The organism is Nostoc sp. UIC 10607 (assembly GCF_047228265.1).
GTDB lineage: Bacteria > Cyanobacteriota > Cyanobacteriia > Cyanobacteriales > Nostocaceae > Nostoc > Nostoc foliaceum_A.
Genome location: NZ_JBIQNW010000221.1, coordinates 1 through 772, shown reverse-complemented (window position 1 = coordinate 772; position 772 = coordinate 1). Strand labels below are relative to the sequence as shown.

Here is a 772-nt window from a genome sequence, read left to right as displayed (position 1 = left end):
CCTGGTTTCATACCTATCTTTACAGCAATACTAATGAATACTCACACCTGTGTAAAAAACCTACACCTGTCAGCCCCCTTCCCCTTCTTAATAAATTGCTTTACGGCTTATATTTATCATGTTTAGTCACAATCTCTCATGGAGGGGGCAGCGCCGAAAAGGGCGCGTGCCTTGCCTGACCAATTTATTTTTCCTTAACCCCTAATCTGCAATAGTTATTGGGGCAAGACATCTGATGTGGAAGTTACAGTTGAATTGAAGAGCGTGATTGCTTGACGGATTATGTGGGGATCGTTTACTTGACGGAGCGAGCAATCGGCTTGCTCGAACTTGTATCGAGTTTGAGATGATGCATCTGGATCTAGAGCTGCATAAACCACATGTCGTACACCTGACTGAATCAAGTTAGTTGTACAGTCCCCCATATATTCGCCCTGTCCTCCGGGAGTGCGTTTTCCACATGGCTCTACTGTTGTATATATGATGTCGTCCGGAAGAATTGAGATAGCAGAGAGTTCGATCTGGCGCAGAAGTACATATTCGGCATGTTTGCCGTCGTTACAACTGATTCCTTCAACCACAATGTTTCCTTGTCGTACTAAGCACGAACTCACGACTCCACCAGTATCGTCGGATTGATCCGCAATGGTGAATAAATGTTCAAATATCTCTTGCTCTGTCATCATCACCAAAAGTGATACTGCTGGCGAAATATTACTTAACCTAACGACTGAGCCATAAGCTTTGCAAATTGCGAAGTTCGCGTGGTCGC

Annotated in this window: 1 protein-coding gene; it reads right to left on the bottom strand. The window is 44.6% G+C overall.

What is annotated here, in order from left to right:
- Positions 1-215 precede the first annotated feature (215 nt).
- A partial coding sequence (locus tag ACEYW6_RS36505; protein ID WP_412983654.1) for a hypothetical protein occupies positions 216-772 on the bottom strand: 557 nt, incomplete at its 5' end.